10 protein-coding genes are annotated in these 14836 nt (G+C 62.3%); 8 read left to right on the top strand and 2 right to left on the bottom strand.

Annotated elements, in window-relative coordinates:
* Positions 1 to 52: 52 nt before the first annotated feature.
* Positions 53 to 2356, bottom strand: coding sequence for a 5-methyltetrahydropteroyltriglutamate--homocysteine S-methyltransferase (metE, locus tag HBN63_RS12725; protein ID WP_170049666.1), 2304 nt, complete (start codon positions 2354 to 2356; stop codon positions 53 to 55).
* Between the two features lie 150 nt (positions 2357 to 2506).
* Here metE and metR point away from each other — a divergent pair, with 150 nt between their 5' ends.
* The 7 genes from metR to HBN63_RS12760 all read left to right on the top strand — a co-directional run bounded on the left by metR (position 2507) and on the right by HBN63_RS12760 (position 10741).
* The gene (gene metR / locus HBN63_RS12730) at positions 2507 to 3424 is read left to right on the top strand and encodes a transcriptional regulator MetR (protein ID WP_090248427.1); all 918 of its coding nucleotides are present in this window, start codon (positions 2507 to 2509) and stop codon (positions 3422 to 3424) included.
* 110 nt (positions 3425 to 3534) lie between these two features.
* Complete coding sequence (locus tag HBN63_RS12735) at positions 3535 to 4455, top strand: bestrophin family protein (protein ID WP_170049667.1); 921 nt, start codon at positions 3535 to 3537, stop codon at positions 4453 to 4455.
* Positions 4456 to 4626: 171 nt separating this feature from the next.
* On the top strand, positions 4627 to 5283 hold the full coding sequence (locus tag HBN63_RS12740; RefSeq protein ID WP_170049668.1) for a TetR/AcrR family transcriptional regulator: 657 nt from the start codon (positions 4627 to 4629) through the stop codon (positions 5281 to 5283).
* Positions 5284 to 5288: 5 nt separating this feature from the next.
* Positions 5289 to 6371 carry an efflux RND transporter periplasmic adaptor subunit gene (locus HBN63_RS12745; RefSeq protein ID WP_170049669.1) on the top strand — a complete coding sequence of 361 codons (1083 nt, stop codon included), beginning with the start codon at positions 5289 to 5291 and terminating at the stop codon, positions 6369 to 6371.
* Position 6372: 1 nt separating this feature from the next.
* Complete coding sequence (locus tag HBN63_RS12750; protein WP_170049670.1) at positions 6373 to 9519, top strand: efflux RND transporter permease subunit; 3147 nt, start codon at positions 6373 to 6375, stop codon at positions 9517 to 9519.
* A gap of 126 nt (positions 9520 to 9645) precedes the next feature.
* Positions 9646 to 10386: a glutathione S-transferase family protein gene (locus HBN63_RS12755; protein ID WP_090248434.1), complete on the top strand. Its 741-nt coding sequence runs from the start codon at positions 9646 to 9648 to the stop codon at positions 10384 to 10386.
* Between the two features lie 25 nt (positions 10387 to 10411).
* The gene (locus HBN63_RS12760; protein WP_090248436.1) at positions 10412 to 10741 is read left to right on the top strand and encodes a DHCW motif cupin fold protein; all 330 of its coding nucleotides are present in this window, start codon (positions 10412 to 10414) and stop codon (positions 10739 to 10741) included.
* Between the two features lie 17 nt (positions 10742 to 10758).
* Here HBN63_RS12760 and HBN63_RS12765 read toward each other — a convergent pair whose 3' ends face one another.
* Entirely contained in the window at positions 10759 to 11445 is a 687-nt protein-coding gene (locus tag HBN63_RS12765) for a methyltransferase domain-containing protein (RefSeq protein ID WP_170049671.1), read from the bottom strand.
* Positions 11446 to 11744: 299 nt separating this feature from the next.
* Between HBN63_RS12765 and HBN63_RS12770 the strand changes: the two genes are divergently transcribed.
* Positions 11745 to 14828: a transglycosylase domain-containing protein gene (locus HBN63_RS12770; RefSeq protein WP_170049672.1), complete on the top strand. Its 3084-nt coding sequence runs from the start codon at positions 11745 to 11747 to the stop codon at positions 14826 to 14828.
* Positions 14829 to 14836: the final 8 nt, after the last annotated feature.

Raw genomic sequence — 14836 nt, forward strand, 5'->3', positions numbered from 1 at the left:
GCCCCTGCGACAGCCGATCAGGGCAGTCACAGGGGCGTGCTCGTGAAGGCAATCAGGCCAGTTCGCTACGCAGCTGACGAGCCGCCGCCACCATATTGATCAACGCCGCTTCGGTCTCCGGCCAGGCACGGGTTTTCAGGCCACAATCCGGGTTGACCCACAGCCGCTCGAGCGGAATACGCTGCGCAGCCTTGCGCAGCAGGTTGACCATCTCCAGGCTGTCCGGCACCCGTGGCGAATGTATGTCATACACGCCGGGGCCGATGTCGTTGGGGTAGTCGAAGCGTTCGAAGGCCTCCAGCAGCTCCATGTCCGAACGCGAGGTTTCAATGGTGATCACGTCGGCATCCATGGCAGCGATGGACTCGATCACGTCGTTGAACTCGCTGTAGCACATGTGGGTGTGGATCTGCGTTTCGTCACGCACGCCCGAGGCGCACAGACGGAATGCCTCGGTGGCCCAGTTCAGGTAACCCTGCCACTGCGCCTGGCGCAGCGGCAGGCCTTCGCGGAAGGCGGCTTCGTCGATCTGGATGATCTTGATACCCGCTGTTTCCAAGTCCACCACCTCGTCACGAATGGCCAGAGCCAGCTGGCGTGCCTGCTGTTCACGGGAAATATCGTCGCGCGGGAAGGACCACATCAGCATGGTCACCGGGCCGGTCAGCATGCCCTTCATCACCTTGCGGGTGAGGGTTTGCGCATAACCGATCCAGGCCACAGTCATGGCCTTGGGCCGACTCAGGTCGCCGTAGATCACTGCCGGTTTGACACAACGCGAACCGTAGCTCTGCACCCAACCGAAACGGGTAAAGGCATAGCCGTCGAGCTGCTCGGCGAAGTACTCGACCATGTCGTTGCGCTCGGCCTCGCCGTGCACCAGCACATCCAGTCCGAGGTTTTCCTGCACCTCGACAGCATGACGGATTTCGCTGTGCATGGCCTCGGTGTAATCCCCCGCCGACAGCTTGCCAGCCTTGAACGCCTGACGCGCCAGACGGATGGCGGCGGTTTGCGGAAACGAGCCGATGGTGGTGGTCGGCAAGACCGGCAACTGCAGGCGTGCACGCTGCTGCTCGATGCGTGTGACAAATGGCGACTGACGCTGGCTGTCAGCGGCAGTAATGGCAGCCAAACGCGCCTGTACCGACGGTTTGTGGATACGTGGCGACTGCGCGCGACTGGCCTGCACGGCGCGGCTTGCCGCCAGTGCGGCCTGCACCTGAGCATCCTGCGGGTTATTAAGCGCCGTGGTCAGCAGTGCGACTTCCTCACACTTCTGCACGGCAAAGGCCAGCCAGCTTTTCAGCTCATCATCCAGTTTTTCCTCGCGGTTCAGGTCCACCGGGCTGTGCAACAGCGAGCAGCTTGGCGCCACCCACAGGCGCTCGCCCAGGCGTTCCTGAGCCTGCTGCAGCGTCTCCAGTACCGCTTGCAGATCGGTACGCCAAACGTTACGGCCGTTGACCACGCCCAGCGACAGCACCTTGTAGGCCGGCAAACGGTCGAGGATGGTCGGGAACTGCTCGGGCGCACGTACCAGGTCGATATGCAGTCCATCCACCGGCAGGCTGGCGGCCAGGCCGAGGTTGTCTTCCAGGCCGGCGAAATAGGTAGCGATCAGTTTCTTGCAGGGCTCGCGCTGCAGCAGGTTGTAGGCGCGCTCGAAGGCGTTCTTCCAGGCTTGCGGCAGGTCCAGCACCAAAATCGGCTCATCGATCTGCACCCACTCCACACCCTGAGCGGCCAGGCGCTGGAGGATTTCGCCGTAGACCGGCAGCAGCCGCTCAAGCAAATCGAGCTTATCGAAATCGCTGCCCTTGGCTTTGCCCAACCACAGATAGGTCAGCGGGCCGATCAGCACCGGTTTGATGCGGTGACCCAGGGCGTGGGCTTCTTCGACTTCCTCGAACAGTTGTTCCCAGCTCAGCTGGAACTGCTGCTCGACACTGAATTCGGGCACGAGATAGTGGTAGTTGGTGTCGAACCATTTGGTCATCTCTTGTGCATGAGCAGCGCAGCAGGCGTTCTGGCTGCTCTTGTTTGCAACGGCACCACGCGCCATGCCAAACAAGGTATCCAGGGTTGGCTTGCAGTCTGCCGGGCGGAAACGCTCGGGGATTACGCCGAAGGTCAGCGAGTGGGTGAGCACCTGGTCGTACCAGGCAAAGTCGCCGACCGGCAGCAGATCGATGCCAGCGTCCTTCTGCAGCTGCCAGTGGGCGGCGCGCAGTTCACGACCCACCGCCTGTAGACCGGCCTCGTCCAGCTCGCCTTTCCAGTAGGCCTCCAGGGCTTGTTTCAGTTCTCGGTCACGACCGATACGCGGAAAACCAAGGGAATGGGACAGGGCCATGTCAGAACGCTCCAGCAGATCAATAAGATGCTGGCTATTCTCGGCACCCCGCCTAAGTGAGACAAACTCAATCTATTCGCCTTGAACTATAGTTTTACTCATGTTCTGCTTGCCACTAGAAAGCCGATCCGCCAAACACCGAGGCCCGCCATGCTCGAATTGCGCCACCTGAAAACCCTGCATGCCCTGCGCGAAAGCGAAAGCCTGGTGGACGCCGCCGAGCGCCTTCACCTGACGCAATCAGCGCTGTCGCACCAGTTCAAGGAGTTGGAAGAGCGTCTGGGCATGCCGCTGTTCGTGCGCAAAACCAAGCCAGTGCGCTTTACCAGCGCCGGCCTGCGCCTGTTGCAGCTATCCGACACGGTATTGCCGCTGCTGCGCGGTGCCGAGCGTGATTTAGCCCGCCTGGCCGGTGGCACCGCCGGCCGTCTGCACATGGCCATCGAATGCCACAGCTGCTTCCAGTGGCTGATGCCGACCATCGACCAGTTCCGCGATGCTTGGCCGGAAGTGGAACTGGACCTGGCCTCGGGCTTCTCCTTCGCCCCACTGCCCGCCCTGGCCCGCGGTGATCTGGACCTGGTGGTAACCAGCGATCCACTGGAGCTGGCCGGCATCACCTATGTGCCGCTGTTTACCTATGAAGCCATGCTCGCCGTGGCCAACCAGCATCCGCTGGCCAGCAAACCGTGCATCAAGCCGCAGGACCTGGCCACGGAAACCCTGATCACCTACCCGGTGGAACGCGACCGCCTGGACATCTTCACCCGCTTCCTTGAGCCGGCAGATGTCGAACCAGCGCAGGTGCGCACCTCCGAGCTGACGGTGATGATGATGCAACTGGTGGCCAGCGGCCGCGGCGTGTGTGGCCTGCCCAACTGGGCGCTGCATGAATACAGTTCGCGTGGCTACGTGACGGCAAAACGCCTGGGCGATAAGGGGCTGTTTGCCACCCTGTATGCCGGCATCCGTACCGATATGCTCGACGCGCCGTTTATGCGTGACTTCCTGCTGACCGCCAAGGACACCTCCTTCGCCAATCTGGAAGGCGTCAGCGTGGCGCGTTAGAGGCCTTGCAGAAACGTCGTGGCGGATTAAACAGGACCTAGGCAGACACCCAGGCGCGGCGCATAATTCGCGCCGCTCAAACCCCTCCGATCCCTGGATGCACTTCCGCCATGATCGTTCGCCCGCGCCCCAGTGCGTTGCACCTGTTCTTTGTTCGCCGTGGTTCAATCTTCCCGCACATTGCCTCCAAGCTGCTGAGCATCACGCTGCTCTCCTGCATGGTGGTGGGATTTTATGAATACGGTTGGCTCCAGTGGCTCGACCAGGTCAGCGCCCCACCGTTTTCACTGCTGGGGTTGGCACTCTCGGTGTTTCTCGGGTTTCGCAACAGCGCCTGTTATGACCGCTGGTGGGAAGCACGCAAGCAGTGGGGCGAATTGATCATCCAGGCTCGCGGCCTCGCCCGTGAAAGTCATGCCCTGCTGCCCGGTGATGACAACGCGGGCTTGCGCCGCCAGACCATCCAGCGCTGTATTGCCTTTGCCCACGCCCTGGCCGCTCATCTGCGTGGGCAGGATGGCGCGGCGGCCTGTGCCGCCTGGGTCGGCCCAGACGAACTGACAATCCTGCGCCAACGGCGCAACGTGCCGGACACGCTCCTCATCTGGATCAACCAGGACCTGGCCCAATGCGTACGTGAACAGCGCATCAGCGATGTGCTCTACAGGGGCCTGGAACAACGACTGGATACCCTAGCCGTCAGTCAGGCCGTCTGTGAACGCATCAAGAGCACACCCACACCGTTCGCCTACACCCTGCTGCTGCACCGCACGGCCTGGTTGTTCTGCATGCTGCTGCCATTCGGCCTGGTCAGCTCACTGGAACTGCTCACACCGGTTCTGGTAACTATTATTGCCTACACCTTCTTCGGTCTGGATGCTCTGGGTGACGAACTGGAGGAGCCCTTCGGCCTGTCAGACAACGACCTCCCCTTAAGCGCCATGGTTAGGGGGATTGAGATCGACCTGCTCGAGTCACTTGGCGACACCTTGCCCGCACCCTTGCAGCCGCAGGACTACGTTTTGCGGTAATGGCGCTTAAACAGGAGCGCAGCAGCAATAACCCGATGTTTGCCTGATGGGCCCTCAACACACACTTCTCTGCAAATAACTGCACGGCAAAGCCTGTTACAACTGCCGGCTTGCCGCATCGTGACCAACAGTCATAGCATGACCACCGGTCACAACCTCTGACAAATCCGCATGCGCTACCAAGATCAACTCTTCGAACAACGTGAGAACGCCCTTCTCGATGCGGCCCGCCAGCTGTTTGCCGAACAGCCCTGGGATCGCGTGACGATTGCCGAAGTGGCGCTTGCCGCCGGCATAGGCAAAGGCACGGTGTACAAGCACTTCCCCAGCAAGGAAGCGCTGTATGCGCGCCTGGTGCTCGACCTCAGCCGCGCCAACCTGCTGGAACTACGCGAACTGCATGCCGCCAGCCCGGCGCAGGACGCCATGCGCCGGGTGATCCACCGCGCCTTCGAGCAGATGCTGGCCAACCCGATTCAGGCGCAGCTGTGCCTGCACTGCGACCGCCCGGAGTTTCAGGAGCGCCTGGAAAGCCCGTACCGCCAGCAATTCCTCGATATAGAGCGCGAATTCCAGCTGTTCTTCAGCGACATGCTCGGCGTGGCCCTGAACAACCAGGCGCTCAGCCAGAGCGACTGCCAGAACCTGCTGTGGGGCGTGGAAGCCTGCGTCAACGGGGTAATGGCACGCATCGCCTCCGGTGGCTTTGCCCACTGGGCTGAGCCGATTGCCCTGGATGAGTACTTCGCCCGCGTCACCGATTTCATTATTGCCGGCCTGCGCACTCAGGCCGCCGAACTGCTTGCTCAACCCCATTGCCACGAGTAGCCACCATGTTCAGTCAGCTGTCCAAACGCCCCTGGTTGATCGCCGTCGCCATCAGTCTGCTGCTCGTGCTGTGGCTGTTCAGCGGCTCGCTGTTCAAGACCCAGGAAACCGCCACGGCCGATGCGCCAGTGGAGGAAAAGGGTCTGACCAAGGTTGAAGTGCAGTGGCTGGAAGCCAGCCCGATGCAGCGCCAGCATGTGGTGCAAGGGCAGATCGAAGCCTGGCGCCGGGTCGAGCTGCGTTCGCAGATCAGCGGCACGGTGATGCGCCTGGATCAGGACAAAGGCAACCCGGTCAAGCAGGGTCAGTTGCTGCTCAGCCTCTCCACCGATAACCGTCCGGCTCAGGTGGCCAAGGGCGAGGCCGATGTACGCCAGCGTGCCGCCGATGCCAGCGCCGCCGAACGCCTGCGCGAACGCAACCTGGTTTCGACCAACGAACTGATCCGCCTACAGAGCGAACTGGCCAAGGCCCGCGCCGAACTCGATCTGGCGCGCATTCAGCTGGGCAACACGCAAATCAACGCGCCGTTTGCCGGGGTGTATGACCAGCGCATGGTCGAGCTGGGTGATTTCGTTCAGCCGGGGCAAAGCTTGCTGACCCTGGTGGACATCAGCCAGCTCAAGGTCAGTGCGCAGATTGCCCAGCAGGAAGTCACCCAACTCAAGCTGGGGCAGCCGGTGAAGGTCGAATTGCTCGACGGCCGCGAACTGCAGGGCGAGCTGCACTTTATCGCCGCCGCCGCCGATCCGGGCTCACGCAGCTTCCGCATCGAGGTCAAGGTTGCCAACCCGCAAGCCCTGCGCCTGGCGGGTGCCAGCGCGACCCTGCATGTACAGACCGGCGAAGCCCTGGCCCATCGCCTGTCGCCCGCCCTGCTGAGCCTGGATAAAGCCGGCCGGCATGGCGTCAAGTGGGTTAACGAGCAGCAACAGGTAGAGTTCACGCCCGTGCAACTGATCAGCGTCGACAATCAGGGCGCCTGGGTCAGCGGCCTGCCTAACAAGGTCGCCTTGATCACCCTCGGCCAGGGCTTTGTCGAGCCGGGCCAGCAGGTGATCAGCCAGCTGGCCAAAGGGGGTAGCTGATATGCACGGCCTGATCGCTGCGGCGCTGGATCGCAGCCGCACCAGCCTGCTGGTGCTGCTATTTCTTATGCTAGGTGGGCTGGCGGCGTATTTCGCCATCCCCAAGGAAGCCAATCCGGATGTCAGCATCCCGATCATCTATGTTTCGGTAACCCTCGAAGGCATCAGCCCGGAAGACGCCGAACGCCTGCTGGTTCGCCCCCTTGAGCAGGAGCTGCGCAGCCTCGAAGGGGTCAAGGAAATGCGCTCCATGGCCAGCGAAGGCCATGCCTCGGTGACTCTGGAGTTCGATGCTGGCTTCAACGCCAAACTGGCCCTGGCCGATGTGCGTGAGAAGGTTGATACCGCCCGCAGCAAGCTGCCAGAGGAAGCCGAGGAACCGACAGTCAATGAAGTCAACGTGGCGCTGTTTCCGGTGCTGTCGATTGGCCTGTCCGGGCCGATTGCCGAAACCGAATTGGTCTACATCGCCCGGCGCCTGAAAGAGAACGTCGAAGGCATCGCCGAAGTGTTGTCGGTGGAAATCGGCGGCGACCGCGAAGACCTGCTGGAAATCGTCGTAGACCCACAGGTGCTCGACAGCTACGGCATCGATTACAACGAGCTGTTCAACCTGGTCAGCCGCAACAATCGCCTGGTCGCCGCCGGCAGCCTGGACACCGGTGCCGGGCGTATGAGCATGAAAGTGCCCGGGGTGATCGAAGACCTCGAAGACGTACTGTCCATGCCGATCAAGGTGGTCGGCGACAGCGTGGTGACCTTCGGCGACGTTGCCACCATTCACCGCACCTTCAAGGACCCCACCGGCTACGCACGGATCAATGGCCAGCCGGCGGTGGTGCTGGAGGTGTCCAAGCGCAGCGGCGCCAACATCATCGACACCATCGAGCAGGTCAAGGCGCTGATGGTCAAAGCCCAGCCGCTGCTGCCCGAAGGCCTCAAGGTCAGCTACATCATGGACCAGTCGCAGCAGGTGCAGAGCATGCTCAGTGACCTGCTCAACAACGTGATGACCGCCATCGTGTTGGTGCTGATTCTGGTTGTGGCGAGCATGGGCATGCGCTCGGCGCTGTTGGTTGGGCTGACCATTCCAGGGGCCTTTCTGACCGGCATCCTGGTGATCTGGATGTTCGGTTTCACCCTGAATATCGTCGTGCTGTTCAGCCTGATTCTGGTGGCTGGCATGCTGGTGGACGGCGCCATCGTCGTCTCAGAACTGGCCGACCGCTACCTGCATCAAGGGCAGACGCCACGCCAGGCCTGGGCCAATGCCGCCACGCGGATGGCCTGGCCGGTGATCGCCTCCACCGCCACCACCCTGGTGGTGTTTCTGCCACTGCTGTTCTGGCCCGGCGTGGTCGGCCAGTTTATGAAGTACCTGCCGGCTACAGTGATCGTTTGCCTGCTCGCTTCACTGGCCATGGCCCTGGTGTTTCTACCAGTGCTCGGCGCCGTCACTGGCGGCCAGCCCCTGCCGCAAGCCGCCCAGCCTGGCCGTGGCGCCGTCGGTTATCGCCGCCTGCTCGCTACGTTGCTGAAACGCCCTGGACTGACCTTGCTGGGCATGCTCGCGTTGATTGCGCTGATCTACACCGCCTATGGTCGCTTCAACCATGGCGTGGAATTCTTCCCCGAAGTCGAGCCGGAAAACGCGCAGATCTGGTTGCGCGCCCGTGGCGATCTGTCAGTGCAAGAAAAAGACGCCCTGCTGCAACAGGTGGAGAAACGCCTGCTCGGCATGAGCGAGGTCAAAGCGCTGTACGCTCGCTCCCTGGCGCAGCCGGATGGCCAGCTCGGTGCGGACGTGATCGGCACCCTGCAATTCCAGTTCGTCGAATGGCATGAGCGGCGTTCGGCCGGCAAGATCCTCGCCGACATGAGCACGCGAACGGCGGACATCCCGGGCATCGTGCTGGAATTCCGCAAACAGGAAGAAGGCCCCAGCAGCGGCAAACCCGTGAAGCTACAGGTCAGTTCCATGGACCCGGCCAAGGCCGATCAGTGGGTCGAACAGGTGCGCGCCAACATGCAGCGCCTGGGCGGCTTCAAGGATGTCGAGGATGACCGAGCCCTGCCGGGTATCGAATGGCGGGTCAAGGTCGACCGCGAGGCGGCCGCGCGTTTTGGCGCGGACGTGCTGAGCGTGGGTAATGCCGTGCAGATGGTCACCAACGGCCTGAAACTGGCCACCTACCGCCCGGAAGACGCTACCGACGAGGTGGATATCCGCGTGCGCCTGCCGGCCAACTGGCGCTCCCTCGACCAGCTCGGCCGCCTGACCCTGAACACCCCGGCCGGGCAGATTCCGCTGAGTAATTTCGTCTCGCTGCAACAGGCGCCGAAGGTCGGCACCCTGCGCCGGGTCGACGGTAACCGCACAATCACCCTACAGGCCGACATCGCCGAAGGCGCGCGCCTGGACGAGCGCCTGCAAGCCCTGCGCGAAGCCATGGGCGAGGTGCCCGTTGATGTGCAGGTGAAATTCGCCGGCGAAGACGCCGACCAGCGTGAAGCCGCGACGTTCCTCGGCACTGCCTTTGCGGTGGCGATTTTCCTGATGTTTATCATCCTGGTGACGCAGTTCAACAGCATCTACCAGTCGCTGCTGGTGCTCTCGGCTATCGTCTTGTCCACCGCCGGAGTGCTGATGGGCCTGCTGGTCAATGGCCAGTCGTTCGGTATCGTGATGGTGGGTATGGGCCTGATCGCACTGGCGGGGATCGTGGTGAACAACAACATTATCCTCATCGACACCTACAACCAGCTACGCCGCCAGGGTCTGGAGCCGCGTGAGGCGGCGCTGGAAACCGGCAGCCTGCGCTTGCGCCCAGTGCTGCTGACCGCCGTGACCACGGTCCTCGGCCTGGTGCCGATGGTGATCGGGGTTAACGTTGACCTGCTCACCCCCAGCCTGGGCTTTGGCGCGCCGTCGACCCAGTGGTGGACCCAGCTGTCCAGCGCCATCGCTGGCGGCCTGAGCTTCGCCACCGTGCTGACCCTGCTGCTGACGCCTTGCCTGCTGGTGCTCGGCTCGCGTTTCGAGCGTCGCCCGCCGCCGCTGGAAACCTTCGATGATGACCTGCTCGACTTGCCGGAGCATCTGCTGGCCAGTGCCACCGGCAAGGTCGAGCTGCAACGTACGCCCTAAGCTGTTCGCCCAGGTCAACGGTGGCCTGGGCAATGGCTCCCCCAACGAAAGCCTGGACTGCTGATTGCGACTGGGTAGTCGACCAAACAGCCCGTACACTCGGCGCATCATTGTCGAGGGCCCACCATGCGCACGCTTTATCAGTTCCCGATATCCCACTACTGCGAAAAAACCCGCTGGCACCTGGATCATAAGGGCCTCGATTTTCAGGTGGATAACCTCTTTCCTGGTCTGCACCGGCTGAAAAGCAAGCGCCTGGCCAATATCGTCACCCTGCCGATCCTCAAGGATGGCGAGCAGGTCATCGGCGACTCCACGCAGATCGCCCTGTACCTGGAGCAGCATTATCCAGAGCGTCCGCTGCTGCCGACCGACGCGGCACAACGCGCCGAGGTGCTGGAGCTGGAAGAACAGTTCGACCGCCTGGGTGTGCATGTACGCCGCTGGTTGTACGGCCAGATCAAGCAATGGGACTCGGTGATGCACGCCATGCTCAAGGTCTACCGCCCGCTGCTGGGCCTGCGCGACCTAATGAAGCCGGTACTGATCAACGGTGTACAACGCCTGTATGGCGTGACGCCGCCGCGGGTGGCGAAATCCCAGGCCGAATTGCTCGAAGGCCTGGCACTGATCGAGTCGCGCATCCATGGCGATCCATCACGCTATCTGGTCGGTGAGCAGCTGACCCTGGCCGACATCAGCGCCGCCGCCCTGTTCGCCCCGCTGTTCACCCCGGCCGGTACGCCGTGGGAAGGCATTGCCGGACACGATGCCAAGACTCAGGCTTTCCTTGATGAACTGCACGCTCACCCGGCCGGCCAATGGGTGATGCGCCGCTATGCAGAAGATCGTCAACGCCGCAGTTGAGCGGCTTGAGCAAAGGACTGACACCATGAACCTCAGCGATATCCCATTCGGCGTTACCGACTGGAGCCAGATTGAGCGCAGCGAACATGCCGGCGAAACCGGTATGGCCTACTGGCGCACCCAGGTGTTTGGCAACATTCGCGTGCGCATGGTCGAGTACAGCGCCGGCTACCTGGCCGATCATTGGTGCAAGAAAGGCCACATCCTGCTGTGCCTCGAAGGCGAACTGCACACCGAGCTGGAGGATGGCCGGCGCTTTGTCATGACAGCGGGCATGAGCTATCAGGTGGCTGATCAGGCTGAGGCGCATCGTTCATCCACGACCGACGGGGCGCGGCTGTTTATCGTCGATTGATCGGCAGTACAGCCGGTTCAGCTGCGCTCGGAACTCAGCAGCATCAACAGCGATACCGGCTGTTCGCTCTCCGGGTGCAACGGCTCCTGCAGCCATTGCAGGCGCCAGCCGGTTTCACTGAACAACGCCAGCCAGGACTCCAGCGTGCGAAAAAACCAGGGCATCGGCTGGGCAAAGCCCTCGCCGAAGCCGGCAAAGGTTTCCACCCGCCAACCGTCGCGATAGCTCGCATCGTTGCAGGCGCGCCAAGGATGCAGGGTCTGGATCAATAAGCGACCGTTCTCCGCCAGTAGGCCATGCAAGGCATTCAGGGTCGGCGTCAGGGGTTCTTCCAGCAGGGCAAAGTTGCACACCAGAACATCGAAACGGCCCAGCAGCTCGGCCTGACTTTCCAGCTCGGCATAGCCGCATACGCGGTACTGCGACGCACCTGTCGCCGCCTGCTGCGCCACAGCAATCAGCGGGGCGGAAGCATCCACGCCAACCGCCTCAATGCCATGCTCGACCAGCCCACGGCACAACCAGCCCTCGCCACACCCAAGATCCAGCACACGCTTAGGCGCCAGGGCCAGAATCGCCTGAACGATGGCGGCATCCGTCACCAACCGGCGGCTTTCAATGCGCTGCTCGCGCACGGCTGCCGTCCAGGCATCGGCATTGGCCTGCCAACTGAGGTTGAGTTGCTCCCGATGATCGCGCTGCATCGCTCACTCGTCGCCTGTTCCGTCACGGCAAAATTCCAGCGAACTGCGCCTCAACGCAGCATCACCACAATCGTGCACCAGTTCCCGTATCGCGGTGTTGCCGCTGATCACTTAATCCAACAGCCGCGTATAAAAATCAGCAAAAAATCTTCCGGCTGCCAAGCCCATCCCGGCTTGCCTACTGCACCAACGACTAAACTACAGGCAGTGGCCAGCTGAGAGGAACTCAGTGCTCAAGCCCGCTGATGTTATTCAGCAACCTGTCAAACCTATGGATGAGTACATCAGGCTAAATGAATATGGGCGCACCTTGGCAACTCGATATCACCACCCTGCCGGCTGGCGAACCACCTAACCGGCGCAACCCCATCAGTAAAGTGAAGGTCACTTTCTGGCTGCTGGTTTTACTGCTGTGCATCGCTGCCGGCTTTTTGCTGGCCGAGGAAGTGCGCACCTCACGCTTTCAGGCTCAGGAACTCAGCCGCTATGCGCAGACGTTGAGCTACCGGGTCAAGCCAGGCCCCAGCCCGTCGATCATCTACCCCAAAGAAGGCCCTTTCGATAAGCGCCAGGGCTACACCTACCTGCCCCTGATGCTGGAACGCCTTGGCCAGCGCAATTACATCGTGCAACAGCAGGCGCAGTTCTCCCCCGCCCTGCTCAGCTATGCCCAGCGCGGCCTGTTTATCCCCTACCCGGAAAAAATCCAGAGTGGCCTGCGCATCAGTGATTGCAGCGGCACGCCCTTCTATGAATTCCGCTACCCGCAACAGCGCTACCCAAGCTTCAACGCCATCCCGCCACTGGTAGCCAGCAGCCTGCTGTTTATCGAAAACCGTAAGCTGCTCGACCCCGAGCAGCCGCTGGCCAACCCAGCGGTGGATTGGCCGCGCTTCGTCATGGCGGCCATCTCCCAGGTCGGCAAGTTGTTGGACATGCAGGACCAGTCTGCCGGCGGCAGCACCCTGGCCACCCAGTTGGAGAAGTATCGCCATTCCCCGGATGGCCTGACCTTGTCGGCCACGGAGAAACTGCGGCAAATGCTTTCCGCCAGCGTGCGCGCCTACCAGAGCGGCCCGCAGACACTGGCTGCGCGGGAAAATATCGTGCGCGACTACCTCAACAGCGTGCCGCTCTCCGCCGCCCCCGGGCATGGCGAAGTGCATGGCCTGGCCGATGGCCTGCGCATCTGGTTCGGCGCGGACTTCGCCCAGGTCAATCTGCTGCTCGACCCGACGCGCTCGCCAGATGCCAGCCTGGCCGAGCGCGGCCTGGCGCTGCGTCAGGTACTGGCTCTGATGATTGCCCAGCGCCGCCCCTCGTATTACCTAGCTCAGGGCCGTAATGACCTGGCCGAACTGACCGATAGCCATATCCGTCTGCTGGCCGGCGGCGGCCTGATTGACGCGGCGCTACGCGATGCGGCACTGAACCAGTCACTGGTCTACCGCGACTGGGCCCTGGAGCCCAACCTGCAGGTGGTGGACAATAACAAGGGCATCAGCGTTTCGCGGGCACGCCTGTCAGCCATGCTCAACATGCCGCTGTATGACCTGGATCGCCTCGACCTGAGCGCCACCAGCACGCTGAACAACCAGCTGCAGCAAGCCGCCAGCCAGTACCTGCAGCAATTGGCCGACCCGGAATTTGCCGGGCAAATCGGCCTGTTTGGCGAGCGTCTGCTGTCCCCGGAAAAGACTGCCGATGTGCGCTACAGCTTCACCTTGTTCGAGCGCACTAGTAACGGCAGCGTGGTACGGGTGCAAACCGACAGCACAGACCAGCCGTTCGACATCAACGAAGGCAGCAAGCTGGAACTGGGCTCCACCGCCAAGCTCAGGGTGCTGGCTACCTACCTGGAAATCATCGCCGAGCTGCATCAGCGCCATGCCGGCCAAAGCGCCAGCGAATTGCGCGCTGTCAACGCTCAGGACAACCTCACCCGCTGGGCCATCGGCTACCTGCAGAGCACCCCCAACGCCAGCCTATCGGCCATGCTTGATGCCGCGCTGGAGCGTAAATACTCCGCCAGCCCGGGCGAGCGCTTCTTCACCGGCGGCGGCATTCACACCTTCGCCAACTTCCGCCGCGAGGACAACCAGCGCATCGCCAGCATGCGCGAAGCCCTGCGCGAGTCGCTCAACCTGCCGTTTATCCGCCTGATGCGCGACCTGGTGCGCTACAGCACCTACCAGGGCCCGAACAACAGCGCCGAACTGCTCAAGGACGATAAGGACCCGCGCCGCCAAGCCTATCTGCAGGACTTCGCCGACCGCGAAGGCACCACCTTCCTGCTGCGTTTCTGGCGAAAATATCAGGGCCAGCCCGAGCAACAGCGTCTGGACACCTTCCTCAACGGCCTGCGCCATACCTCGGTACGCCTCGCCGCCGTGCACCGCTACCTGATGCCGCATAGCGATGAAGCCAGCTTCGCCGCCTTCCTGCGCAAATACCTGCCCCAGGAAAAACTCAGCGATAAGCGCATCGCCGAGCTTTATAAAAGCTATGGCCCCGGCGCTTACAGCCTACCGGACCAGGGCTATATCGCCCGCGTCCACCCGCTTGAACTGTGGCTCCTGGGCTACCTGATCGAACAACCGCAAGCCACCTTCAGCAATGCCGTGACCGCCAGCCAGGATGAGCGCCAAGAGGTCTACGGCTGGCTGTTCCGCAGTCGCCACAAGAGCGCGCGCGACAGCCGCATCCGCATCATGCTGGAGGTAGAGGCCTTCCTCGATATTCACCGGCGCTGGCAAAACCTCGGCTACCCCTTCGCCCATCTGGTGCCGTCGCTGGCCACCGCTATCGGCAGCTCCGGTGACCGCCCGGCGGCGTTGGCCGAACTGGTTGGAATTATTCAGAACGACGGCATTCGGCAGCCCACAGCGCGCATCGACAGCCTGCACTTCGCTGCGGATACGCCCTATGACACCCTTGTGCTCCGCGATCAAACCGAGGGCAAACGAGTGATGGCCTCTGAGGTTGCGGCCGCGTTGCGCAGCGCCCTCGCCGATGTGGTTGAAGCCGGTACTGCGCGGCGCCTGCTCGGTAGTTTTATCCAGGCGAATGGCCAACCGCTGAAAGTCGGCGGCAAAACCGGCACTGGCGATAACCGCATCGAAACCGTTGGCGCCGGTGGCCGGGTACTTACCTCGCGGGCGATGAACCGTACGGCAACGTTCGTGTTCTACCTCGGCGCTCGCCACTACGGGACGCTTACCGCTTTCGTCCCAGGCCGTGCGGCAGAAAACTTCCGTTTCACCTCAGCCTTGCCAGTGCAGGTGCTCAAGGGCATGGCCCCGATTCTGCAGCCCTACCTTGAGCCAGATACCCACAGCCAGTGCCTGCCACCCAGCCCCGCAACGCAGGTCAGCAACTCGTAAGGCCAGCA

Source organism: Pseudomonas sp. WS 5011 (assembly GCF_012985775.1).
Classification (GTDB): domain Bacteria; phylum Pseudomonadota; class Gammaproteobacteria; order Pseudomonadales; family Pseudomonadaceae; genus Aquipseudomonas; species Aquipseudomonas peli.

Excerpts from the sequence above, each read along its gene's own strand:
- HBN63_RS12770 (WP_170049672.1), top strand. The coding sequence starts at position 11,745 with ATGGGCGCACCTTGGCAACTCGATATCACCACCCTGCCGGCTGGCGAA.
- HBN63_RS12755 (WP_090248434.1), top strand. The coding sequence starts at position 9,646 with ATGCGCACGCTTTATCAGTTCCCGATATCCCACTACTGCGAAAAAACC.
- HBN63_RS12735 (WP_170049667.1), top strand. The coding sequence starts at position 3,535 with ATGATCGTTCGCCCGCGCCCCAGTGCGTTGCACCTGTTCTTTGTTCGC.
- HBN63_RS12765 (WP_170049671.1), bottom strand. The coding sequence starts at position 11,445 with ATGCAGCGCGATCATCGGGAGCAACTCAACCTCAGTTGGCAGGCCAAT.
- HBN63_RS12745 (WP_170049669.1), top strand. The coding sequence starts at position 5,289 with ATGTTCAGTCAGCTGTCCAAACGCCCCTGGTTGATCGCCGTCGCCATC.
- metE (WP_170049666.1), bottom strand. The coding sequence starts at position 2,356 with ATGGCCCTGTCCCATTCCCTTGGTTTTCCGCGTATCGGTCGTGACCGA.
- metR (WP_090248427.1), top strand. The coding sequence starts at position 2,507 with ATGCTCGAATTGCGCCACCTGAAAACCCTGCATGCCCTGCGCGAAAGC.
- HBN63_RS12740 (WP_170049668.1), top strand. The coding sequence starts at position 4,627 with ATGCGCTACCAAGATCAACTCTTCGAACAACGTGAGAACGCCCTTCTC.
- HBN63_RS12760 (WP_090248436.1), top strand. The coding sequence starts at position 10,412 with ATGAACCTCAGCGATATCCCATTCGGCGTTACCGACTGGAGCCAGATT.
- HBN63_RS12750 (WP_170049670.1), top strand. The coding sequence starts at position 6,373 with ATGCACGGCCTGATCGCTGCGGCGCTGGATCGCAGCCGCACCAGCCTG.